Below are 22,628 nucleotides of genomic sequence, written 5' to 3' on the forward strand. Positions count from 1 at the left end.
CGTATGAATAAGAAGGCCTTTTCTTTAGCCGTAATATTATCTATGGCTACAACAGGTGCATTCGCAAGTGACGTTGTTTCTACATCTGTCAATAATGGTGATAAACTCACTAAACTTCAAAAAGAAGCCATTCAATTAACTCAAAAACAATTAGCCCAAAAATCAGTACAAGATGCACAACGCTATGAATCCTCTATTTCTTTAAATGAAGAAAGTACTGTTGATTTAGCATTGGCAAACAATCGTACTGCTAAGCAAACTATGTGGAGCTATCAGGCAGCAAAAGCAGCCGTAAGCACAGCTGCTGCTGGTAAAAATCCATCTCTTGCCTATAGTTGGGGTGGCAAACGCTCTGGTGGCGATGCAGGTAGTAGTAAAAATGGTAATCATAACTTTACGATTTCTGCGCCTGTATTTAGTCCGTCTTTAGATGCTAGTATTGATGCTTCTAGATATACGCGTGAAGGCGCTGGTGCTGCATATGAAGAATCTTTACAACAAGCTAAATACGATGCTATTAATGCTTATTACTCCTTGATTATGTATCGTAATAAGACCGCTGTAGCAAGACAAGCTGTTAAGGATTACCAAGGTCATGTAGATAATGTTAAAGCTCAATATAATGTGGGTTTAGTAGCTAATTCTGATGTATTAGGTGCAGATACAAGCTTGGCAGAGGCTCAAACTAGTCTTGTAAAAGCTATGAATGCAGCTGATTTGGCTGAGGCTAGCTTGAATCAAGTTATTGCATACCCTGTACAAACAGCTATTACTACGGCAGAAGAAAGTTTACAATATAAACCATACGATGTGTCTTTAGAACAAGCTAAAGCGTATGCGATGCTTCATCGTTCTGCGCTAGTTCAATCTGCTATGGCAGTTAAGGCGGCAGAAGAAAACTTAAAAGCTGCAAAATCTGGTTACTTACCAACGATAGATGTAGAAGCTGGCCGTGGTTATACTGATCTAAATGGGTACTTTGGTACCGATGTTAAATCCTGGCATATCAGTGCATCTGCAACTTGGAAACTCTGGGATGGTGGTGCTACACAAAATAAAATCAAAGGTGCTTATGCAGATTTAGAAAAAGCTAAAGAAGCTAATTTGGCAACTGTAGATAAGGTAAATCTTGCAGTGCAACAGGCTTATCTAAATTTACGCACTGCAGAACAAACAATTCAAAGTACACAAACTGCTGTTAATGAAGGACAAGAAAACTTCCGTATTGCATTACTTCGTTATAGAGCAGGGGTAGGCACTAACCTTGATGTACTTGATGCGGAATTAAAATTAACACAAGCACGTAATAATTATGTTGATGCTCTTTATAGCTATAATGTAAGTGTTTCTGCTCTTGAACAAGCTACAGGTGTCCCTGTTGATACTCCAGTTGGTCAAGGTGCAGCTATTATCGCTAATAGTGGTGCAGAAGCACAACTAGCAGCTTTAAGTGCTAGTGCAAAAAAATAAAACCCAAAAGAATGGCGATTGCTTAGGTAGTCGTCATTTTTTATGGATATAGATATTTATATTTCATAAAATTTATGCATCATATACTATTGTAATATTATTGTTTATGGTAAGATTGATGTATAAATTATCGTATTTTTTTAGGTGTGGGGTTTCCTATGACAAGGAAAAAATGGTGTCTTATTGGTGCAGCTGTTTTAGGTCTGGGCGTAGCAGGAGTGGCTACGACAATCAATCCTATTGCACAACAATATGTAGCACCCATGGTACAGGAACAACTACATAAAACAGTAAGAGGCACCATCCAATACGAATCTATGCATATAGCATGGAATGGAGATGTGGAACTACAGAATGTTACAGTTCGAGATGAACAAAATCATTTGGTCGCAACCGTTCCAACAATGGCAGTGTCTTTGAAATGGATATCAATACCATCTATTCTACAAGGGTCTTCTCAGGGATCCGCTATCGTGTCCACAATTACTATGGAACGACCTGAAGTTCACGTATGGCAATTAGCCGATGGAACTTGGAATGTAAATTCTTTAGTTGTGTCGACGCCTAAGAGTAATAAGAAATCCTTTGATGGGAACATTGTTGTTAATGATGCTACAGGTATCATTCGATTTAAGGATGGTAATGTACATAGACTTACAAAATTGGATGGCAATGTTGCGTTGAATTTAGATGGTATGTCAAAAGGGGCTTTGAATGGTTTGCTTGATAATCATTCCTTTGCTCTTAATGGTTCTGTAGATATGAATAAAACAGAGGATTTTGATCTTTTCGTACAAGCGGATATGGTTGATATCTCTGGCTTTATGAATCTTGTGCCAATAAAGAAAAATATATCTATATCTAAAGGTATATTGCATGATGTGAAAACCCAAATTAAAGGGCGAGATGGGGCCTATACGATGGCGGGAAGCCTCTCCTTTGATGGTGTTAACGGATCCTATAAAGATGGAGCATCTACGTATACGATTACCGAAGGGAATGGACGTATATTTTTCCAAAATAAAAATATCTTAATCAGCCAAAGTAAATGGAATGTAAACAATCAAGCTGTAAAACTTAACGGCTTGGTGACATTAGATGATAAAGTAGGATTAAATCTTAACGCTGTAGCAGATTCTGTAGCATTAGAGGCTTTCACGGAAAATCAAATTAGTGGTACTGTTGGCGGACGTGTTCATATTGGTGGTACTAGTGTTGACCCTTATGTGTCTGGCACTATTAAGAGTAGTGGTTTTTCTTATGGGGACTACCACATTGATAGCGGAGATGCAAATATTGCTTATTATAATAGTACATTAGATATCCGTGATGCTACATTATATGTTGGTCGCGGTAGTGTAAAAGCTAAGGGTCAATATAATTTTGATAGTGGTGATTTTTCTGTGGATAGCACCATTCACGATGCAGAAATTGCTTCATTTACACAGAATTTATCGTATCCTGTATCTGGTGTGATGAATGGTAGAGTTCTTGTTAATGGTAAAAATAGCATTATTACTGTTATAGAAGGCGATGTTAGAGGTTCTAATATCGTTTCCAGTGGTGTTGCAGTGGACTCAGCACAGGCTACGTTCCGTAAGTCCGGCAATCACACTGATGTGGCTGTTGTTGGTGATATGGGAAATGGTAAGATTAGTGGCTATGGCACTATAGAAGGAAATCAGTTAAATTTATCTTTATCCGCAGATTCCATTGATGCAACTAGCTTTAATGGTTTTATTGGAAATGGTTTAGCTGGCACGCTTACGGGCCATGCACTTGTAACTGGAGATATAGATAATGTATCGGTAGAGGGGCGCATTACTAGTCCTGAAATAATTTATAATGGCAGTCGTTTGAACTCGATTAATGCGGGCTTTACAATAAAAGACCATGTTTTAGATTTGCAAGATGCCTCTATTGGTGATGGCGATGGTGCTTTCACAGTTAATGGTACTTTGAATTTGAAATCTAAAGCTTTATCTATGCGTGCCCGTGCAAAGGCAGTTCGCATAGAAAATCTTATTAGGCCATTTAGCAATATACCGATTACAGGCTGGTTTGAATCTGAAAATGATATTCATGGCACCTTAGATAATCCATATATTCAAGGTCATTCTCGTTTATATGATGGTTCGTATAATGGCAAATTAATTAGTGACGCTAATTTTGACTATACATTAAAAGATAAGGTACTTACACTATCAAACTTTACCGTTCAAGGTTATGGTGCTATTATTCGTGGCTCTGGTACCGCATCAGAGTCAGTCTTAGATATTAATTTAGACGGTAAGGATATAGATATAGGTCGCTTGTTAGTCAATACAGATTATAATGTGAAAGGTTATGTACAAGCAAAAGGCCATATTGGCGGTTCCTTATATAATCCTAATTTTAATGGAACTGTAACCTCTAATCTGCTCGTAATCAATGGAGAGGGGATTAGCAATGTAGATGGCACGATTTATGCGGATAAAACCGTTATCAATCTAGAAAACTTTGGTTTTGATGAAGAAAATGGTGGCCGATATACGGCACGGGCAGGTATGTCGCTCGTAGGGGATAAGCGTCTATTCGGAACTTTGCAAATTACCAATGGTCGTGTATCCAATCTTTTGGCATTACTTGGTAAACCAGTAGATACATTAGATGGTTCTTTGAGCGGAACCGTTGATTTAGGTGGTACTTATAATAATCCGAACATTAATGTAGTAGGTTCTATCAACAATGTATCTATAGATGACAAAGTGGTAGGAGATGCAAAAGTTGATGTAGCTTTAGAAAATCGTAAATTTAAAATTCGTACATTAAAGTTACCTGTTGATGATGGTCTTGTTGCAGCGGGCGGTACAATTGATTTGGATGGCGATGCAGATTTACAAATTGCTGTTCGCGATGTTGATATCAAGCCATTCTTGCCTCTTATCGGTAAGGATATTAAAGCTACTGGTTCCGTTACAGGCGTTATTAATATGACAGGAGCTACGAAAAATCCTAAGGTTGAACTCTCTGCAAGTTTAGCGAACGGATCTTATAATGGGATTGACATAGATCAAGGCTTTGTATTGGCTACCATGCAAGATCATGTTATCAATGTCCAACGTATTCAAGGTGCAAAAGGGGATTATAAGCTAAGTGTTTATGGAAGAATCCCGCTAGCTGCTTTATATACTACAGGATATCTTGATGCTAATGATTCTAAAGCTATGGATATGACTGTTGATTTCAATGAAGCAGGTATGGCTGTTATCCCACTCGTTACTGATACTGTTCAAGATGCAACAGGTGCGCTGAAAGGTGTCGTTCATATAACCGGAACTCTAGACCAACCACAGGCGTATGGGACTGTATCTGTTCGAAACGGTACCATGAAGATTAAGAGCCTTGGCAATGACATTAAAAATATTGATGGCGATTTGATTTTCTCAGGTCAACAAGGTGACTTCCAGTCTCGTATATCTATGGGGAAAGGTTCTGCAGGGTTAGCGGCTAAGATTAACTGGACAGGACATACGATGACTAGCTATCGTATGGCGGCTCAGTTAGAAGGACTTAATATAGCCAATGAATATGTTGATGGACCTTTAAACGGTGAACTCTACATAGCAGAAAAAGATGGAATTCCAACACTTATGGGGAATTTAAATTTAGAGAATATTAAATTTAAGATTCCATTGGCTCTTGAGTCTAGTGAAAGTACTCGTAATATAGGGATTGATGTTAATGTTCACGCTGGTAAAAATGTGCGTCTCTATGACAAAACCTTGTATAATATGCAAATTAAAGGAGATGTTCATTTTGGAGGCTCTGTTTTCGAACCTTCTGCTAGTGGTCAGTTTAATGTGGTGAGTGGTACCTTTAAATATCTAAGTCATACTTTTGATATTAATAAGGGGACCGCTACCTTTGCAACAGGGTCTTACTTGCCGATGCTTCAAATTGAAGCCGATACAAATGTGGGGAACTATAATATTAGCCTGGGTGTAAAAGGCACTGTGGACCATATGGACTTAACGCTTAAGTCAGAACCAGCACTATCACGGAAACAAATCATTTCCATGTTAACCTTTGGTCGTGGCGAGCCTTCGAATAGTAGTACTATTACAAATGAAGATGCGAATGCTTTGGCTGTGGCTAGTGCGCAAATGTTTGCTTTTGGCTATGTACAAGATGCAATGAAAAATGCATTGGGCCTAGATCGTGTGAATATTACAACAGGATCGATTGATCCTAATGAACCGACTAGTAAGGAAACTGCGGGGAATTATAACATTGAAATTGGCAAGTATGTATTGCCAAGAACGATGATTACCTATACACAGGGAATCAATAATAAGCAAAACAAATATGGTATTGAATATTCGTTAAGACGAAGTGTTAAATTTAATGCTTGGCATACATCACAGGGTAGTACATACATTGGTGGTCGTTGGACACGCGAGTTTTAACAATGATGACTATAATGGAGAAACTTAATAAGGGCCTTCATTATAGTCATTTTAATTTCATAAAATTGAATTATAGTAGTACTAATTCCCAGTATTATATGATATAATAATAAAGATTTAATACTCTTTAAGAGGGATAGTTTAGGAGGATTTTATGTTAACAAGCAAAGCCTATAAACGTATGCTCGCAGCATCCGTGTTGACTGCCGTTATGGGTACTGGCAGTGTTTTTGCTGCGGAAGTGCAAACGGGCTATACACCAGTTATGAATGCATCCACTACTGCAGATGCAGCGACTACTGAAGATACAACAACAAAAGCAGCTGTATATAATGCAGGTACTGAAAAAGGTGCTAATACACAAGATGATACTGATGCGGCTATTTTAGCAGCTCGTGGTGATACTACATTATCTTCTGATGGTACCGTAGTACAAGGTTCCGATGGTACTGTAACTGTTAATAATGCAGCGTTAAAGACTGATGATAAACAAGTTAAAATGATATCCAAAACAACAGCCGGCACAGATTTGGATAAGGTTGCTGAAAATGGTCAAGCACAAGCTGTGACATCTATTGAAGCACAATTTGTTTCATCTGCTAGTGCAGAAACTGTAAATCCATATGTAGGTAAAACAATTACAGGGCTTTCTGTTTCTGGCGTATCTCCTGAGTATGCTGCTCAATTAATGACCTTGCTTTCTGAAAGAGTAGGCGATGCTGTTTCTGTTGATGGCGTTTTTAAAGATATACAAAGCTTGGGTAATAGTGGTTATCTTTCTGAAGTTAATCCTATCTTCACAACGGTTCCAGAAGGCGTAAAAATCGACTTTGCTGTTGTAACTAATCCTGTAGTAAGCGGCGTTGTATTCGAAGGTAATTCCGTTTATACATCTCAAGTATTGACTAACTATATGGCGATTCCTGAAGGTCAAATCATGAACTCCGTATATGTAGGTCAAAAAATTCAAGGTATTAATGCAGCTTATGCTCGTGATGGCTATATGTTAGCTCATGTAGATGGCATTGCTGTAGATGATAATGGCATGATTCATGTTCATATCGTAGAAGGCATTGTTGAAGCGATTGTACCAGCAGGTAACAAAAAAACTCGCGATAAGGTTATTACTCGTGAATTCGTACAAAAAACTGGTAAACCATTCAATAAATTCTTGGTGCGTCGTTCCGTAGAACGCGTATATAACTTAGGTTTCTTTGATGATGTAAACGTACGTATGTTGCCAGGTGATAAAAATCCTAACAACGTAATCATCGAAATCGACGTATTAGAACATAAAACTGGTACTATTACATTAGGTGCTGGTTACTCTAAAGCTGATGGCTTAATGGGTATCATTGAGTTTGGTGAAGAAAACCTTCGTGGTACTGGTGACAAATTCAAAGTTCATTGGGAAATCGGTGGTAAGAAAAAATATAAAAACTATCAAGTTTCTTACTTGAAACCTTGGATTGACCACAGAGGCACATCTCTTGGTTTCTCCTTCTTCAACCGCGAAGACGAATATACTGATTACAACAGTGATGGTAGTGAAGTTGCAGAATACAATAAAAAATCTAGAGGCTTCAATATCTCCTTTGGTCGTCAAACAGGTGAATATACACGTGATTACTTAACATTAGAATCCCGCAAGGATACTTATAGATTTGATCCTGATGAAAATTCTAACAGCTTGTATCGCTATGATATGGATGGTACTTATGGACCAAATAATGGTATTGATTTCAAAGGTATGAATTATGTTGGTAAAAACTTTGGTACTATTAACTCCATTACATGGCAAAAGGTATACGATTCCCGTGATAACATTTATGAACCAACTCGTGGTCGTCGTATTTCCTACACTGCACAATGGGCTGGTCATGGCTTAGGCGGTGACTTTGATTTCTATAAATTCACAGCTGAAATGCGTGCATACAAAAAAATCGGTTCCAAAAATGTATTAGCATTCCGCGCACGTGGTGGCTTTATCCAAGGTGATGCACCTTATAGCCAATTATTCACATTAGGTGGTGCAGATACATTGCGTGGTTATGAAGATGATCAATTCCGCGGTAAGAATATGTATAATGCGACATTAGAATTCCGCTTCCCTATCGTTAAAAAGGTAAGTGGCGCATTATTTACAGATATCGGTGATGCATGGGATGCACCAAATGTTCCATGGTATAAAAACACTAAGAGCTTCAACTATGGCGTTGGTGCCGGTGTTCGTATCACTACACCAATCGGTCCAGTTAAACTTGACTATGGTGTTGGTAAAGATAAGAAGAAATTCCACTTCAGTTTTGGTACACAATTCTAATATTGAGACATATTATGGTGAAAGCACCTTCCTTAGAGGGGGCTTTCACCAATATCTCTATTATGGCACTCGTAGTGCTTACATTAACAGAAATGAGGAATGTTCATTATGATGAGAATGATGAATAACAAGACGAATGTGAAAATATTCTCTATTGTTATTGCTGCAGTTTTTATTATTGGTATTGGTGCATTGGCGTATACACAAATGGCCACACCAGGCAGCAGCGCTGCTAGTAATGTTGGTATTATCGACATGAGCCGATTAGATAATCCGGAAAATCCTGTATATGTGAAGGCCGCAAAGGAATTTACTGATTATCGCAGTCAAGTAGCAGCTGATATGCAAGCAAAGGTAGATGCCGCTCAAGATGATGCGACTAAAGCAAAAATCAAACAAGAAGCACAAGCTAATGTAGAAAAGAAAATGGAAGAAATGAATAAACAGATGGCTAATAAAACAATGGAAGCTGCTAAATCTGTTGGCGATGCTAAAGGTTTATCCGTTGTTCTTCCTAAAGAAGCTGTTCTTTATGGTGGCGTAGATATTACAGATCAAGTACTTAAGAAACTTGCATCAGATGCAAAATAATAACGATACACTAGTAATCGGATAAGGGTGAGCAGTATGGGGCTAAAAAAACGGTACATAGGATTATTTCTGTTTTTAGTAGCTGCACTGATTGCAATGTATGGAGCCTATGGATTTATTACTAATCGACAATCTTCGAATGGACCGTCTATTGGGGTGGTACAAATTGAAGATGTACTAGAGTTTAATCCGTCTTATGAAGATTATAAGCTTGCAAAGCAAGAGTTAGAACAATTAAGGACTCAATATGCTTTGGAACAAGAGGCATTAAACACTAAATCTGAGATGCAGGAAGAACAACTAAAATCATTGTCTCTAGATACAACTTTGTCGGACGCATTGAATGTGGAATTGCAAACACGTATTGCAACGAAACAAAATCAACTTAATGCACAGCTCGATGCAAAACGGGCTGAGTTAGTTAAGAAATATATGGAAGAACTTAAGTATTCTAACAAGGGTTATGACTTGGAAATCGTAAACTTGCAATTGCAGTTATATGCTTTTGAAAGTCGGATTTTTATTGATGAGGCTCAAAAAGAGGCTGCACTAAGTCAAAAAGCTAAAATAGAAAACCGTCTTCAAGAGTTATTGGCTAAACGCAAACCGTCAAATTTTGATCTAGATTCGATACGATCTAAAGTAGATGCAGAATTAAAACCTATCCGTGATGCGGCGGAACGAGAATTAAAGCAGTATGCAGAGTCTGTACAGGCTGAATTAGCTAAAAAACGTGATACAATGATGCAAAATCAAGCAAAGGCTATTGTGTCATCTAATAAATTGCCAGTTCCTCAAGAGTGGAATGATAGTTGGGCTAAAAAATTGTCAGATAAAGAGGCAGAAGTAAATGCACTGCATGAAGCGATTTTAGAGGATGTGCGTATGCGTGTTGCTATTATTGCTCAGGAACGTCATTTAGATCTCGTTTTGATTGATCATGGTGGAAATATCAAGGGACTTGATATAACGGATGCTGTCAAAGCATCGTATCGGGTTCAGTAAGGAGTATATGATGAATAAAAAAGTAAAATCTTTAATTTTAGGTGCTACAATGATTATGGCACTACCAATTATCGGTGGCTGTGGTGGCAACAACATCGGCTATGTAGATTCTCAAAAAATTATGACGCAAACATCTAAGTCTATTGAAATTAATAAAGAAATCAATGCAAAAGGCAAAGAACTACAAGCTAAGGTTGATGCTGCTGATGCAGAAGCTAAATTGCAAGTTATGACTGAAGCAAAGCAAGATTTTGATGCTTTCAGTGCATCTAAAACTCAAGAGTTGAAACAATATGTGGATCAACAAGTCAATGAATTAGCAAAAGAGAAAAAATTAGATGTAGTACTACTTAAAGGTGCAGTTATTGGTGGTGGCGTAGATGTAACCGATGATTTAATTAATAAAATGGGGAAAGCATCTGATGAGGATATTAAAGCCGCTGAAGCAGAAGTGAACGCACAAGACGCTCAGCAAGGTGAAACTCAACAAGCTCAACCAGCTGAAGCAGCAACAGCACAATAGTCATTAATACTTGGGGGGACTTAATCGTGGAAAAGACTATACGAGAGCTAGCACAATTGATCGGTGGTAAGGTAATCGGTGATGATTCTGTTGTTATTACAGAAACTCGTGGTTTTGAACAAGCTGCTCCACAATCTATTACCTTTGCTATTGGCGAATACGTAGAACATATTCATTTATGTAAGGCGGGTGCTATCATTCTCGAAGCCGAAGTGACTAATGCACCGATGCCACAAATCATTGTAGATAATGCAAAAGCCGCATTTGCGCAGGTGTTACAATTATTCCATCCACCTGTAATAGTGCCTCGTGAGGTACATCCTACAGCGATTATTGGAGAAAATGTTACATTGGGGAATAATGTTGCTATAGGTGCTTATTGTGTAATCAATGATAATGCTGTAATTGGTGATAATGTAACAATTCGTCCGTACGTTTATATTGGTCATAATACTCGTATTGGTAATGATTGTGATATTTATGCCGGTGCCATCGTTCATGAAAATTGTGTGCTAGGCAATCGCGTTGTATTACGCGCGAAAGCTGTAATCGGTGGTGAAGGCTTTGGATTTGCTACTGAAAATGGTGTTCATACACATATTCCACAAGTGGGAAATGTTATTTTAGAAGACGATGTAGAGATTGGCTCTTGTACGACTATTGATAATGCTACAATGGGATCTACACTTGTTCGTAAAGGTACTAAAATCGATAATTTAGTTCACTTAGGTCATAATGTTGAAATTGGTGAAAACTGTTTCCTCATTGCACAAGTTGGCATAGCAGGTAGTACAAAATGTGGTAATAATGTAATTTTTGCAGGACAAACTGGTTGTACAGGTCATATTACAATTGGTGATAATGCAAAATTTGCTGGTAAAACTGGCATTACTGGTAATGTACCAGCGGATGCAGTTATGGCTGGCTATCCAATGCGTCCTCATAAGGAATGGTTAAAACTGTCTGCATATGAACATCGTTTGCCAGAGATGGTAAAAACTGTAAAACAGTTGCAGAAAGAAATCGATGCTTTAAAAGCGCAGCTTAAGGAGAGCTAATACATCTATGTATAGGTTTATGAAGTTATTCAGTGCATTTATTTGTATGTTGCCGCATAGTATACAATATGCTATAGGTGCATTACTTGGTGAAATTGCATGGCTTGTTGTTCCACCAAAGCGAAAGCGGTTAGCTATCGGTCAGATTTTATTTTGTAAAATCACTGATGATCCAGTAGAAGCAAAACGTATTGCCAAGGCAAGTACGACACGTTTTGGTCGTATGATTATAGACGTATTACGCTACCCTGAAATCAAAGATGGCGATTATCGAGATATGGTTACTTTTATAAATCGTGAAATACTCGATGAAGCTTTGGCTGATGGCAAAGGTGCTATTTTGGCAGCTGTTCATAGTGGCAACTGGGAGCTACTTGGTGGCGTATTAGCGTCTGAAGGGTATCCTCTTATTTCGGTGGCTATGAAGCAGAATGGTGATGCGGATAAGTTTATCAATGAATATCGCGAAATTATGCATCAACATGTGATGTACAAAACTAGTGTACGCGATATGGTGAAAGCTTTAAAAAATGGAGCCTTCTTAGGGTTGATTATGGATCAGGATCCTGGTGAAGACGGTGTGTTGGTACCGTTTTTTGGGTATGAAACACTTACTGCAGATGGCCCCGCTGTTTTAGGGCGCATGCAGGAGGTGCCTATCATTTTTGTTACCATGCATTATAGTCCATATTCTGGTAAGCATGAAATCGAAGTGCATCAACCTTTATATGTTGAAAAAACAGATGATAAAAAGCGAGATATTGCAGTTACAACGATTATACTCAATGAATTTATTGAGGATTACATTCGACGCTATCCGGAAGATTGGTTCTGGCTACACAATCGTTGGAAATGGACTCGCCGATATTATGGTGAAAAAATAGAAACTCCTCCAGATGTATTTCATTAAAAAAATATAAAAAGTATAATCGGCGTTGCAGATGTTTTTTAATAAAGATTTGCAACGCCGAATTTTTGTGCTCTCTTAGTTGATAAGTGGTCTTATATTCTTGTAACAGCTATGCAAATAGGGTATAATACAGTATGGTGTATAGTAAACATGGAATTAGATTATGAAAGGACAATCTTATGAGTAAGCCACAACAAACAATTAAACAGGCTGTTTCATATAAGGGAATTGGCCTTCATAGCGGAGAGCCTGTAACCATGGTTTTTAAACCAGCACCTGAAAATACAGGAATTGTGTTTGTGCGCTCTGATATTGAGGGAAACCCTTCTGTACGAGCACACATTAATAATGTGACGAACACTATGCGCGCTACTACTTTGGAAAATGGGGAAGCAAAGGTTTTTACCGTTGAGCATGTAATGGCCGCATTCAGTGCTATGAATATTGATAACTGTTTTATTGAAATGGACTCACCAGAACCTCCTGTAGGTGACGGGAGTAGTGCAGTATTTGTTGATTTAATTCTTCAAGCGGGGATTGAGCAGCAACAAGCTGAGCGTCGTGTGTATAAGGTTATGCGGAGTCACTCAGTGTATGATGGGGATAGGTTTATTCTTATTGTACCTTATGATGGATATCGAGTTACCTTTACATCTATTAATCCACATCCATTACTAGGAACACAACAATGTGATTTTGATGTAACACCTGATTACTTCAAAGAACATATTGGTTCAGCTAGAACCATAGGTTTTCTAAAGGAATTAGATCAATTGAAGGCGATGGGATTAGCTAAGGGTGGTAGTACTGATAATGCACTTGTGTATGATGATGAAACTTGCTTATCAGTGCCTCGTTTTGATGATGAATTGGTACGTCATAAAGCTCTTGATGTTATAGGAGACTTATACTTGTTAGGTCCTATTGAGGGGCATGTAATTGCGTTGAAATCGAGCCATGAGCTTAATTCTCGTTTGGCTCGTAGTATAATGGAAGAAATAAGGGAGACACAGCAATGATTCTTAACCACGAAGATATTTTAGAAATTTTACCACATCGTTATCCTATGCTTTTGGTGGATCGTATTATCGAATTAGAACCGATGAAACGTGCTGTGGGTATTAAAAATGCTACATTTAATGAATTATTCTTTCAAGGTCATTTCCCAGGCAATCCGGTTATGCCAGGCGTATTGCTAACTGAAGCAATTGCTCAAGTGGGTGGGATTGCACTATTGTATCCGGAAGAAAATCGTGGATTAACACCTATGTTTACAGGTATTGATAAGGTTCGTTTCCGCCATCCTGTAAAACCTGGTGATGTTGTACGTATGGAAGTTGACATCGTAAAGATTAAAGGCCGTATGGGTAAGGTTGAAGGTCGCGCTTATGTAGGCGATAAACTTTGTGCTAGCGGTGAATACATGTTTGCCCTCGTATAATAGACTTAAGGAGTGATTATAGTGATAGTTGTAGGCATGGAAAATGCGGAATCCAACATTCATAACACTGCCATAGTGCATCCGAATGCTAAACTGGGTAAAGATGTTATCATTGGACCTGGTGCCGTCATTGGGGAAAATGTAGAAATAGGGGATGGCACTCAGATTGGTGCGAATGTTGTTATTGGTGGTTGGACGACTATAGGTAAACGCTGTGAGATTTATCCGGGCGCATCTATTGGTTTAGAACCGCAAGATTTAAAATTTAAAGGCGAAAAGAGTTATTGCTATATTGGTGATGAAACGGTTATCCGTGAATGTGTTACGATTAGTCGTGCGACTGGAGAAGGCGAAGAAACTCGCGTAGGCAATAATTGTTTATTACAAGCATGTACGCATGTAGCCCATAATTGTATTGTGGGGAACAATGTAATTATGAGTAACTGTGCAGGTTTAGCAGGTCATGCTATCGTTGAAGACCGCGTTGTTATAGGTGGTCTTGCTGGTGTTCATCAATTTGTTAAAATTGGGCGTAATGCAATGGTTGGTGGTATGGCTAAAGTTGTACAAGATATTCCGCCTTATGTCATTGCAGATGGTCAGCCAGCTCGCGTTATTGGCTTGAATTCTGTGGGGCTATCTCGTGCAGGTATTTCAGAAGAGGTGCGTCGTAACTTGAAACAAGCATTCCGTATCATTTATCGCTCGGGATTTAGTTTGTCTAGAGCAATCGAAGAAATGGAAATGCAGCTCGATTCCTCTGTGGAAATTGAAAATCTATTACGTTTCTTGCGCAATGCTGATCGTGGCATCATGCGTACGCGACGCGATTAATAAGAAACTCTACATTATGATTATATAATGTAGAGTTTTTTTGCGTTATTTTATACTCTTTTTAAAGGTCGGTTTTAAGGGGGAAAGATAGGAAAATACTGTATTTTAACAGCTAGAAATACACTGAAATTATAGTAAAAATACGTGATTTATAGTACAATATATTGTATATGAGTGTGTCTTAAAAAATATACTTACAATAAATGATTTAGAGAATTGTTGTGGACCGTTTGCGGCTTCACATAGGAGGTATAGTCGTGGCAAAGGTAGGTTTAATTGCAGGTATTGGCGTTTTACCTGTTGAGTTCATGCGTGCTGCTCATATGTTGGGGCATCAAGTAGTAGTCATCGGTGTTGTGCCGGATACTGATCCAATATTAGAACAAGAAGCAGATGTCTTTTACCATATTGGCGTAGCTAAGCTGGGTAAGATCTTTAAGACCTTAAAAAAAGAGGGCGTTACGGAAATAACCATGCTTGGCAAGGTAACAAAGGAAATTTTATATAAAGGTTTAACATTTCCAGATTTAAAAACATTAGGCGTACTTAAACGGTTGAAAAATCGTAAAGATGATACGATTATGCTCGCCATTGTTGATGAGATTGAGCGAGAAGGATTTACCGTACTAGATCAGACGGTATATATGAAACCTTTTATGCCAAAGGTGGGGGTATTAACAAAACAACAACCAACAGAAGAACAGTGGCAAGATATATGCTTTGGTTTTGAATTAGCAAAGCATATGGGGGCTCTTGATATTGGGCAAACCGTTGTAGTAAAGAATAAGGCAGCCATGGCTATTGAAGCAATAGAGGGGACAGATAAATGTATCCTTAGAGGTGGAGAACTTGGTAGAGGAGAGTCTGTTGTTGTGAAAACAGAAAAACCAAATCAAGATGTTCGTTTCGATGTTCCTGCTGTTGGTATTAAAACATTGATGTCTATGATTGACAGTGGGTGTAAGGTTCTTGCCGTAGAGGCTGAAAAAACGATATTTGTACAACAATCAAACGTACTCGATATGGCAAATCGCCATAACATTGTAATTTGTGCTGTAGACCAAGCATTTGTAGATGCTAGAAAGGATCAATGATGAAAATTATGTTTTCTGCTGGCGAAGCGTCCGGTGATACCCACGGCGCTAGCGTAGCCAAAGCGCTTTCACAACTCGATTCCAGTGTCGAAATGTTCGGCATGGGCGGCACCTTGATGGAACAAGCCGGTGTTCGTATCGTTTATGATATTAAAAATCTTGGCGTTATTGGTATTGTAGAAATCATAAAATCATTGCCAAAGTTCTTTAAATTACGGAGCTTTTTAAAGGAAATCATGATAAAAGAAAAACCAGATGTTCTGGTTTGTATTGATTATCCGGGGTTTAATATGAAGTTGGCCGAGGTAGCTTATCAATTGGGCATCCCTGTGCTATATTATATAGCTCCTACAATTTGGGCATGGCACAGTAGCCGTGGTAAGACAATTAAGAAGTTTGTTACAAAGGTAGCTTCAATTTTTCCTTTTGAAGCTGAAGCATACCGCAAGTTTAATTGTGATGTAGAATTTGTAGGTCATCCATTAGTAGATATTGTGCATCCTACAATGACTAAAGCAGAAGCCATGGAATATTTTGGGGCTCGACCTGAAGCTAAACGTATTTTATTGATGCCTGGTAGTCGTAAACAAGAGGTGCTATCACTATTAGATGTGATGCTTGAAAGTGGAGAATGCTTAATGCAGTCCCATGAAGATGTTCAGTTCTTTTTACCTCGTGCACATACGATTGACCGTAGTGAATTAGAGGCTTTCATCAAGGAACGAAAGGTTCCTGTAACAATCACAGAGAATCATACTTATGATTTAATGCAAATCTGTGATGTATGTTTAGCTGCATCGGGGACGGCTACTTTAGAAACGGCTATGATGGAGTTGCCTACAGTATTGTTGTATAAGGTGTCACCTATTACATATGGTATTGGTAAAATGGTCGTAAATCTTACACATGTAGGTTTACCAAATATTGTGGCAGGGAAGGAAGTCATACCTGAACTACTACAAGGCGATGTTTCTGTCAATGCTATAGTAAACACAGTGTTACCTTTGTTAGATGATTTACATATAAACCAAAGCATGCGCACAGAATTGCGTGGCGTAAAGGAAAAACTAGGCGAGTCGGGAGCTGTCAATCGCGTGGCTCAATTGATTTACGACTTAGGTAAGGAGAAAATTAATGAATAGTTACTCACGTTTGTTGTACTTTGTGAGACCCTATTATAAGCGAATGATATTTGCTGTCTTTTGCATGATTGTGGCTGCTGCAGCATATTTAGTAGTACCTTGGCTCATTAAAAATGTGGTGGACCAAGTATTGCAAGATAAAAATATGTTTATGCTAAACCTCATCGTAGGGGCCATCATTTTGATATTTTTAATTCGTGGCTTTGCTACATATGGTCAAACCTACAATATGTCTTATATTGGCCAACGGGTTATTATCGATGTGCGTGAAGCAATCTTTAAACATCTACAACGATTGTCTTTGTCATATTTCGACCGTCGTAAAACGGGCGTTATCATGAGTAATCTCACAAATGACGTAGCTGCATTGCAATCGGCTGTGGTAGATAATTTGATTTCTCTCATCACGGAATCTGTAACCTTAATTGGTTCTTTGGTTTCCATGTTGTTAATCGATTGGAAATTGACTTTGGTTACATTTATAACAGTTCCAATGGTATTGATTATAATTAATGTATTTGGTAAAAGATTACGTTTAGCAGGACATGATGTGCAAGGACGTATAGCTGATATTACAGCTCTCCTACAAGAGGTTATTTCTGCTATTCGCGTTGTGAAATCATTTGCTCGTGAAGGCTTTGAGATTAATCGTTTTGAAGTTGAAAATCAGCGTAACTTTGATGCTGTAATTAAAGCTACTAAATTGACAAGTTTATTAAGTCCAATGGTTGAGTTCTCTGCAGCGATTGCAGTGGCTGTAATTCTTTGGTATGGTGGCTATTCCGTAGTTACAGGCACGATTACAGCAGGTTCTTTGATTGCGTTCTTAATTTATGCTATTAATTTATCAAACCCTGTTAAGCGTTTGAGTCAAGTGTATGGAAACATTCAAAAAGCATTGGCTGCAGCTGATCGCGTATTTGATATTCTCGATACAAAGGCTGATGTAGTAGAAAAAGAAAATGCAATTACGTTACCAGATATTAAAGGGGATGTGGAATTTCAACATGTCGATTTTTCCTACGATGGTGAAAAAATGGCGTTATGTGATTTTAATTTATCCGTTAAGGCTGGTGAAAGTGTTGCCTTGGTAGGCCCATCTGGTGCTGGTAAAACAACATTAGCCAATTTGTTGCCTCGATTCTATGATGTTACTGGCGGCTCTATTACCATCGATGGTACGGATATTAAAGATGTAACCTTTGCTTCATTGCGTAACCAAATTGGTTTAGTACCGCAAGAAACCGTTTTATTTAACGCATCCATAAAAGAAAATATCTTGTATGGCCGCTTAGATGCCACTGAAGAAGAAGTTTATGAAGCAGCTAAAGCAGCAAATGTCTTAGAATTTGTTGATAAGATGCCAGATGGTCTAGATACTATCGTAGGTGAACGAGGAAGCTCTCTATCTGGTGGTCAACGTCAACGCGTTGCTATTGCACGAGCTATTTTGAAAAATCCTAAGATTCTGATTCTCGATGAAGCCACATCGGCACTTGATACAGAAAGTGAAAAACTTGTACAAGAAGCACTGGATCGCTTAATGGAAGGGCGTACAGCATTCGTAATTGCTCATCGCCTAAGCACTGTACAAAATGCGCATCAAATCGTTGTGTTAAATCAAGGCAAATTGGTAGAAAAAGGGACACACCAAGAATTGTTAGCCTTGGAAGGTGGTTTATATAACCATCTTTATTCCGTTCAGTTCTCTAATAAAGGATAAACATGTACTGGATATATAACGTATTGCTCATATTCTATTGGATTGGCCTTATACCGGTCATCTTATATCGCCTTGCTTTTGAAGAAGGCTTTTATGAGCGTATAAAACAAAGTGCAGGATATATGCCTGCAACACTATTGAAAAAAATAGAAGGGCGTCGTGCTATATGGATTCATGCTGCATCTGTAGGAGAAATTGTTGCGACAAGTCCATTGGTCAAAGAGGTTAAACGAGAATTTCCAGAAGCTGTTGTAGTTGTATCTGTTGTTACTGCTACAGGTCATGCGATGGCACATCGGATTATTCCGGAGGCTGAAGGTATTATTTTCTTCCCTTTAGATCTACCGTATTTAACACGAAAAATTTTGCATATCATAAAACCTATTACTATACTGTTAGTGGAAACCGAGATATGGCCAAACTTCTTGCGCATCGCTGAGTCTGAAAAGATTCCTGTTATGATGGTGAATGGACGTATTTCCGACCGCAGTATGAAGCGCTACCGTTATATTAGTGCTTTCACCCGTGAAATGTTGAGTTCTATTGAACGATTCTGCATGCAGTCTAGCTTCGATGCGGAATATATATCTCGGCTCGGTGCCAATCCTGATGAGATTACCGTTACAGGTAATATGAAATATGATCAAACCTATGCAACTGTATCTGCTGAGGAAAAACAAGTTTTACTAGATGAGTTTGGTTTTGGTCATAATCATCCGATTATTGTTGCTGGTAGTACACATAAGGGTGAAGAGGAAGCACTGTTTGATTCATTTAAACAAGTGTTAGTGGAGTATCCTCATGCAAGATTGTTAATTGCACCTCGTGAGATATATAGAGGTCATGATGTACAATCATTAGCAAAACGTTATGGTTTAGAATCGATTTGTCGAAGTGATATGACAGAACCTGTTCATAAGGAAATTCCTGTTGTTGTACTCGATACGATTGGTGAATTAGGTCGTTTATATAGCTTAGGGGACATCATTTTCGTAGGTGGTTCACTTGTAAAAACAGGCGGTCATAATATTCTTGAACCAGCTGCTCATGGCAAACCAATTATTGTTGGTCCTCATATGTTTAACTTTAAGGAAATATTCAATCTCCTAAGTTCGAGAAATGCATGTAAGCAGGTTAAGAATCAAAAAGGTTTGACTAAAATGATTTTACATCTTTGTAAACATCCTGAGTTAGCGGAAGAAATGGGACAAAATTGTCTTGATATAATTAGTGAAAATCGTGGGGCTACACGTCGTAATACACAGGAACTACGTCAATTATTTGAATCACATCATATTATTCCGTAATAGGAATTTATAATAATCTATACGGAGGGAGGTGCCTACTATGAATGGTGAAGATATGTTTAAGAAAATTATGAGTGGTGAAGATCAATCAATTCTTGGTGATATAGCTAGATCTGGGTTGGCCTTACTCAGCAAAGGCTACGAAAATGCTGTTACCATGCGGAACTCGAAATTTGATGCTCATAAAGGCGTTGAAAAGGTATCGGTACCTGTAATTAGTGTAGGCAATATAACGGCTGGTGGTACTGGTAAAACCCCAATGGTTAGACTTATATGTGATATTTTAGGTCAGAAAGGTTTTCATCCAACCGTATTGAGTCGCGGCTATAGAGCTAAAGATAATAGCCAAAATATAATCATTTCAAAACATGGTTCCATTTTAGTAGAGCCAGAAGAAAGTGGCGATGAGGCTTGGTTATTGGCTAAGGTGTTACCAAAATCGAGTGTTATCATTGGGCGTAAACGCGTAGATTCTGCACATATAGCGATTGATGAATTAGGTGCTGATTATCTCGTGATGGATGATGGCTTTCAACATCGTGCTCTTTATCGGGATAAGGATATCGTTTTAATCGATGCATCTAATCCATTTGGATACGAGCATGTATTGCCTAGAGGTTTACTAAGAGAACCTTTACACGGTCTTGAACGGGCTAGTATCATCGTTCTCACAAAGGTAGATCAAGTAGATCCAGGAATGGTATCCGCTCTGAAAAAACGATTGGCTAAGATAATACCTCAAAAGCCTGTGTATGAGACGGTGCACAAACCATGTGCTGTCTATACCCTTGATGAATGGGCTAATGGTGCTGAAGGAAGTCCGGTCGGTACTCATAATGATCTTCCTATTATGGCTGTAAGTGGTATTGGCAATCCTCAATCATTTACCAAAACATTGGAAGGTTGTGGCTATAATGTGGTTCATACCATGGGTTTTGGTGATCATCATGATTTTATAGATGATGATATTGTTGATATTTGGACGCAAGCTTTTGCGCATAAGGCTCAGGCTATCATGATAACCGAAAAAGATGCGGTTAAATTAAGTCAATTGCATACAATTGAAGACTTAAAAATGCCTGTATTCGTGCTATCTATAGGGATTGAGTTCCTTTCCGGAAAGCAAGAATTCATAGAAAATTTAGAGATTTAGTGTATAATAATAAGATACGCAAATAAAAGAAAAGGGGTTTTATTGTGAAGATTGGTTGCGTGATTCCAGCTCGGTTTGGCTCGACTCGATTACCAGGTAAACCATTGGCAGATATCGCAGGTAAACCTATGATTCAACGTGTATATGAACGCGTAACAAATGCTAAAAAACCAGAGGTATTCATTGTAGCTACCGATGATCAACGTGTGTATGATGCGGTGCAATCCTTTGGTGGTACAGTGGTTATGACGGATGCTAATCATCCAACAGGAACTGATCGACTGGCTGAGGTAGCACAACAATATACAGATTTAGATGTTATCATCAACGTACAAGGTGATGAACCAATGATCGATGCTAATTTAATCGATCAATTGGCAGAACTCTTTGAATCTGATGATGCACTCCAAATGGCTACAGTAGCCACCCCTTTATTAGAAGAAGAATATGATGAACCTTCTGCTGTTAAGGTTATTTTAAATAAGCGAAATGATGCAATGTATTTTTCGCGCTCCTTGATTCCGTATCCACGACATGATTTTGTAAATACTCCGTTAAAACATATTGGCATATATGCATATCGTCGTCAGTTTTTATTAGACTATGCAAAAATGGAACCAACTGCAGCGGAACAAACAGAATCGTTAGAACAATTAAGAGCGTTAGAAAATGGATTTGCTATTCGCGTTATTACTACAGATAAACGATTTGTCGGTGTTGATACACCAGAAGACTTGGCTCGTGTAAATGCTATATTCGAGCAAGAGGAGAAATAAATGAAAACAGTACAAGTTGGCAATATGACAATTGGTGGCGGTAAAGGTCTGTTTGTATTAGCCGGTCCTTGTGTAATCGAAGATTATGACCGTACCTTAGCCATCGGTAAAGAGGCTAAGGCTATCTGCGAACGCCTTGGTGTTCCATATGTATTTAAGGCTTCTTTTGACAAAGCTAATCGCTCTAGCTTCAATTCTTTCCGTGGTCCAGGCTTAGAAGAAGGTCTAAAAATTTTAGCGTCCATCAAAAAAGAACTAAACGTACCAGTTGTTAGCGACATCCATTCTATTGAACAAATTGAACCAGCGGCAGAAGTGTTGGATATTCTCCAAATTCCTGCATTCTTATGTCGTCAAACTGACCTAGTTTACGGTGCTGCTAAAACGGGCAAATGCGTAAATGTAAAAAAAGGTCAATTCATGGCTCCAAAGGATATGGAAAATGTTCTTAATAAAATGAAAGAGTCCGGCAATGAAAATCTCATGCTTACAGAACGTGGCTTTAGCTTTGGTTATAATAATCTTGTTGTAGATATGAGATCATTCCCTATTATGCGTTCCTTTGATTATCCAGTGATTTTTGATGCTACACATAGCGTTCAATTACCAGGTGGGGCTGGTACAAAATCTAGTGGTAATCGTGAGTTCGTGCCAAATTTAGCGCGAGCAGCTGTTGCTAGTGGGGTAGATGGTTTATTCTTTGAAGTGCACGATAATCCAGAGGAAGCTCTTTCTGATGGTCCAAATATGGTGTACTTAAATCAATTTGAAGATTTACTAAAAGATTTAGTAGCTATTGATAAAATCGTAAAACGATAAGGGGCGATTGT

18 protein-coding genes are annotated in these 22,628 nt (G+C 38.4%); all 18 read left to right on the forward strand.

Going from position 1 to position 22,628, the window contains the following annotated elements:
• Window positions 1–3: 3 nt before the first annotated feature.
• The 18 genes from VEI_RS02380 to kdsA all read left to right on the forward strand — a co-directional run bounded on the left by VEI_RS02380 (window position 4) and on the right by kdsA (window position 22,617).
• On the forward strand, window positions 4–1,470 hold the full coding sequence (locus VEI_RS02380; RefSeq protein ID WP_059361694.1) for a TolC family protein: 1,467 nt from the start codon (window positions 4–6) through the stop codon (window positions 1,468–1,470).
• A 158-nt stretch (window positions 1,471–1,628) separates the two neighbouring features.
• On the forward strand, window positions 1,629–5,918 hold the full coding sequence (locus tag VEI_RS02385) for a translocation/assembly module TamB domain-containing protein (RefSeq protein ID WP_059361695.1): 4,290 nt from the start codon (window positions 1,629–1,631) through the stop codon (window positions 5,916–5,918).
• A gap of 154 nt (window positions 5,919–6,072) precedes the next feature.
• Entirely contained in the window at window positions 6,073–8,241 is a 2,169-nt protein-coding gene (locus tag VEI_RS02390) for a BamA/OMP85 family outer membrane protein (RefSeq protein ID WP_059361696.1), read from the forward strand.
• 108 nt (window positions 8,242–8,349) lie between these two features.
• Window positions 8,350–8,832 (forward strand): OmpH/Skp family outer membrane protein, encoded by a 483-nt coding sequence (locus VEI_RS02395; RefSeq protein WP_059361697.1) that lies wholly within the window; start codon window positions 8,350–8,352, stop codon window positions 8,830–8,832.
• A gap of 36 nt (window positions 8,833–8,868) precedes the next feature.
• Window positions 8,869–9,837: a coiled-coil domain-containing protein gene (locus VEI_RS02400; protein WP_059361698.1), complete on the forward strand. Its 969-nt coding sequence runs from the start codon at window positions 8,869–8,871 to the stop codon at window positions 9,835–9,837.
• A gap of 10 nt (window positions 9,838–9,847) precedes the next feature.
• Complete coding sequence (locus tag VEI_RS02405; protein ID WP_059361699.1) at window positions 9,848–10,360, forward strand: OmpH/Skp family outer membrane protein; 513 nt, start codon at window positions 9,848–9,850, stop codon at window positions 10,358–10,360.
• A gap of 26 nt (window positions 10,361–10,386) precedes the next feature.
• A complete protein-coding gene (gene lpxD / locus VEI_RS02410; RefSeq protein WP_059361700.1) occupies window positions 10,387–11,418 on the forward strand; it encodes a UDP-3-O-(3-hydroxymyristoyl)glucosamine N-acyltransferase in 1,032 nt (343 codons plus the stop codon).
• Between the two features lie 7 nt (window positions 11,419–11,425).
• Window positions 11,426–12,328, forward strand: coding sequence for a lysophospholipid acyltransferase family protein (locus VEI_RS02415; RefSeq protein ID WP_059361701.1), 903 nt, complete (start codon window positions 11,426–11,428; stop codon window positions 12,326–12,328).
• Between the two features lie 179 nt (window positions 12,329–12,507).
• Window positions 12,508–13,347: a UDP-3-O-acyl-N-acetylglucosamine deacetylase gene (gene lpxC, locus VEI_RS02420; protein ID WP_059361702.1), complete on the forward strand. Its 840-nt coding sequence runs from the start codon at window positions 12,508–12,510 to the stop codon at window positions 13,345–13,347.
• On the forward strand, window positions 13,344–13,769 hold the full coding sequence (gene fabZ / locus VEI_RS02425; RefSeq protein WP_005376579.1) for a 3-hydroxyacyl-ACP dehydratase FabZ: 426 nt from the start codon (window positions 13,344–13,346) through the stop codon (window positions 13,767–13,769). The genes lpxC and fabZ overlap by 4 nt, the downstream gene beginning before the upstream one ends.
• Window positions 13,770–13,790: 21 nt before the next feature.
• Window positions 13,791–14,603: an acyl-ACP--UDP-N-acetylglucosamine O-acyltransferase gene (lpxA, locus tag VEI_RS02430; protein ID WP_082161450.1), complete on the forward strand. Its 813-nt coding sequence runs from the start codon at window positions 13,791–13,793 to the stop codon at window positions 14,601–14,603.
• 257 nt (window positions 14,604–14,860) lie between these two features.
• Window positions 14,861–15,697: an LpxI family protein gene (locus VEI_RS02435; protein ID WP_059361703.1), complete on the forward strand. Its 837-nt coding sequence runs from the start codon at window positions 14,861–14,863 to the stop codon at window positions 15,695–15,697.
• Complete coding sequence (gene lpxB, locus VEI_RS02440; protein WP_059361704.1) at window positions 15,697–16,839, forward strand: lipid-A-disaccharide synthase; 1,143 nt, start codon at window positions 15,697–15,699, stop codon at window positions 16,837–16,839. Before VEI_RS02435 ends, lpxB begins: the two co-directional genes overlap by 1 nt.
• Entirely contained in the window at window positions 16,832–18,562 is a 1,731-nt protein-coding gene (locus tag VEI_RS02445; RefSeq protein ID WP_059361705.1) for an ABC transporter ATP-binding protein, read from the forward strand. The genes lpxB and VEI_RS02445 overlap by 8 nt, the downstream gene beginning before the upstream one ends.
• Window positions 18,563–18,564: 2 nt before the next feature.
• The gene (locus VEI_RS02450) at window positions 18,565–19,869 is read left to right on the forward strand and encodes a 3-deoxy-D-manno-octulosonic acid transferase (protein ID WP_059361706.1); all 1,305 of its coding nucleotides are present in this window, start codon (window positions 18,565–18,567) and stop codon (window positions 19,867–19,869) included.
• A gap of 40 nt (window positions 19,870–19,909) precedes the next feature.
• Window positions 19,910–21,022 carry a tetraacyldisaccharide 4'-kinase gene (gene lpxK, locus VEI_RS02455; RefSeq protein ID WP_059361707.1) on the forward strand — a complete coding sequence of 371 codons (1,113 nt, stop codon included), beginning with the start codon at window positions 19,910–19,912 and terminating at the stop codon, window positions 21,020–21,022.
• A 44-nt stretch (window positions 21,023–21,066) separates the two neighbouring features.
• Complete coding sequence (gene kdsB, locus VEI_RS02460; protein ID WP_059361708.1) at window positions 21,067–21,798, forward strand: 3-deoxy-manno-octulosonate cytidylyltransferase; 732 nt, start codon at window positions 21,067–21,069, stop codon at window positions 21,796–21,798.
• Window positions 21,799–22,617 (forward strand): 3-deoxy-8-phosphooctulonate synthase, encoded by an 819-nt coding sequence (gene kdsA / locus VEI_RS02465; protein ID WP_059361709.1) that lies wholly within the window; start codon window positions 21,799–21,801, stop codon window positions 22,615–22,617.
• Window positions 22,618–22,628 lie beyond the last annotated feature (11 nt).

Origin of the sequence: Veillonella tobetsuensis (assembly GCF_001078375.1) — a bacterium.
Classification (GTDB): Bacteria; Bacillota; Negativicutes; order Veillonellales; family Veillonellaceae; genus Veillonella; species Veillonella tobetsuensis.

Bases quoted from the DNA above. Each gene is read 5' to 3' on its own strand.
- VEI_RS02380 (WP_059361694.1), top strand. From the start codon at position 4: ATGAATAAGAAGGCCTTTTCTTTAGCCGTAATATTATCTATGGCTACA.
- fabZ (WP_005376579.1), top strand. From the start codon at position 13,344: ATGATTCTTAACCACGAAGATATTTTAGAAATTTTACCACATCGTTAT.
- VEI_RS02395 (WP_059361697.1), top strand. From the start codon at position 8,350: ATGATGAGAATGATGAATAACAAGACGAATGTGAAAATATTCTCTATT.
- VEI_RS02390 (WP_059361696.1), top strand. From the start codon at position 6,073: ATGTTAACAAGCAAAGCCTATAAACGTATGCTCGCAGCATCCGTGTTG.
- lpxB (WP_059361704.1), top strand. From the start codon at position 15,697: ATGAAAATTATGTTTTCTGCTGGCGAAGCGTCCGGTGATACCCACGGC.
- kdsA (WP_059361709.1), top strand. From the start codon at position 21,799: ATGAAAACAGTACAAGTTGGCAATATGACAATTGGTGGCGGTAAAGGT.
- VEI_RS02405 (WP_059361699.1), top strand. From the start codon at position 9,848: ATGAATAAAAAAGTAAAATCTTTAATTTTAGGTGCTACAATGATTATG.
- VEI_RS02445 (WP_059361705.1), top strand. From the start codon at position 16,832: ATGAATAGTTACTCACGTTTGTTGTACTTTGTGAGACCCTATTATAAG.
- lpxC (WP_059361702.1), top strand. From the start codon at position 12,508: ATGAGTAAGCCACAACAAACAATTAAACAGGCTGTTTCATATAAGGGA.
- lpxK (WP_059361707.1), top strand. From the start codon at position 19,910: ATGAATGGTGAAGATATGTTTAAGAAAATTATGAGTGGTGAAGATCAA.
- VEI_RS02415 (WP_059361701.1), top strand. From the start codon at position 11,426: ATGTATAGGTTTATGAAGTTATTCAGTGCATTTATTTGTATGTTGCCG.
- VEI_RS02385 (WP_059361695.1), top strand. From the start codon at position 1,629: ATGACAAGGAAAAAATGGTGTCTTATTGGTGCAGCTGTTTTAGGTCTG.
- VEI_RS02450 (WP_059361706.1), top strand. From the start codon at position 18,565: ATGTACTGGATATATAACGTATTGCTCATATTCTATTGGATTGGCCTT.
- VEI_RS02400 (WP_059361698.1), top strand. From the start codon at position 8,869: ATGGGGCTAAAAAAACGGTACATAGGATTATTTCTGTTTTTAGTAGCT.